Here is a 1,960-nt window from a genome sequence, read left to right on the forward strand (position 1 = left end):
GGTGAAGGACAGCGTTGCCGGCGCTGTTCAGTGCGTGGTCCGCATGGTCCCAAAAGCCGGATGCTTCCATCGGCAGCGAGTGGAGGTCGTCAGCATGAGTGGTGTCGGCAATAAGACGAATGCCTTCCCCGCCGAGACCGAAGACGTTCTCCACCCACCTGTCGAGACCATTGGCTTTCACCCACCGACCATCGGCGGTGACGATGCGACGGAATGACGGAGCAGTCTTCGCCATGGCCTCGAGGCTGAGACCCGAGAGCATGTTGTAAGCCTCACCCATTTGAGCGAACGTGAACTGGTGGCCGAGACGAAGGAGGTTCAACCGCTGAAAGGTGCGCAACGCCTTCGCCCATTGCTCATTCTGCAACGGATGACCAACGCCCTTGATCTGAGCATAGGCCACTTGAAGCGCCTCGATTTCCTGTTCAGTGGTCGTGTGGGGAACGCCATTGTCGTGTCCGATCGCCCTCACGGCGTTCAGTGCGGCGTTCCAATCACCGTCATTCGTGATCCCGTCGAGAAGCAATTCGCCGGTCTTCGGATCGATAACCCGCGTTCGAGCGAGCGCCACCTTCCCCCAGCCGTGCTTTGCATAGGCCGCTGTGAGGGCCGTTGCATTGTTCACCAAGAGGTCGGAGAGCTTCGTGCCATTGCCCTCGAACTGCTCATTCATGAGGACGCGACGCTTGGCGCGAGGATCGGCCGAGGCGTCAGAGCCCTTGCGCAGTCGCCGCACGACGTCGGATGCTTCATCCTCGGACAGGCCGTAGCGAGTCGTGAGGTCCGCTTTCACGCTTTCGAGATTATCGACTGCGAACATGCGAGCGACATTCTCATCGACGACGCCCTGAGCGCGCTTGTAAATCTCACGCGCCATGCCCTTGCCGAGCTTGTCGAGAACAGCGAACGGCAATCCCGGCTGAGCGTCGGCAATCGCTCCGGTGATGACCGAGACGAAGTGGTCATAGCCCTTCGCGTTCACGACCTCGGATATCTTCCGGGCCGACCAAGCGCGCATGAGATATTTCTCGTCGCCCGCCACTGCCCCGAAACCGTCAACGGGACGGCCTTGAATGCCTTCCGTCAAGAACGGTTCGTTCATGTGCTGCCGAACTTCGTCAGCAACCTTATTGAGGTGCTGAGCGTAGGTCTTGGCCCAATTAGGCAGGGCTTGGAACTCCGCCGAGCTATTCGGGAGACGCATCGCATCCGCGACCGTGCTCTCGAACTCGCCTTCACGGTTCCGCGCTTCGATCCATGAGAGGCCGTTCTCCTTCTTCCACTCGTCCAGCGCGGGTTTGCGCGCTTGGGCAATGCGGGTGACGGAGGAATTGACCTTCTGGCGCTTGTAGAGTTCCGCCGAGTGGGGCGTTACTGCCCCGCCTTGCTTCCCGACGTTATCCTCGACGAGGAGTCCGCCGAGGGCTCTGACGGCGGGGTTGTTGGACTTCCCCAGCACTCCAGCGATGGAAAAGCGTATCCCGCCAAGCGCCGTTCGGGCCACGTCACCGTCACGAAGACGTCCGAGCCCTCCCTCGGGAGACAATTCAGGTCTTCCGGGATAGACGACGGGCTCGCCGATCGCTTCGCGGGGGCTCTGCTCTCCTTCGAGCGCGAGCGCCGCTTCACGACCGAGACGGCCCTTCGCGGGGACAGCGTTCTCGTTATAGTGGCCATTCACCCATTCCTTGAAGGCTTCAGTCGGGACATTCGCGGGCGTCTCGCCGGTTGCAATGTAATAGATGCGCTTCCAAAAGTCAGCGACGCCTTTCCAGAACCGATCGGCAGTGGTGCGGGGATGCTCTGACGACGCAACCCACTTCGCCCATTCCTGAGCGAACCATTCCTGGTGACTGGTGCGATAGCCCCAGAACTTGGATTGCATCGTGTCCTTGGCGAGCCGTCCCGCTTCGTTCCCACTGAGCGGCATTCGCTGCTGCGCGGCGGGGCCGAAGTATTC

At 60.9% G+C, this 1,960-nt stretch carries 1 protein-coding gene; it reads right to left on the bottom strand.

The window, feature by feature from the left end; translation table 11 throughout:
• A partial coding sequence (locus tag A1351_RS25265) for a hypothetical protein (protein WP_198162295.1) occupies positions 1-1,960 on the bottom strand: 1,960 nt, incomplete at both ends.

It is taken from the genome of Methylosinus sp. R-45379, assembly GCF_001644125.1.
GTDB lineage: Bacteria > Pseudomonadota > Alphaproteobacteria > Rhizobiales > Beijerinckiaceae > Methylosinus.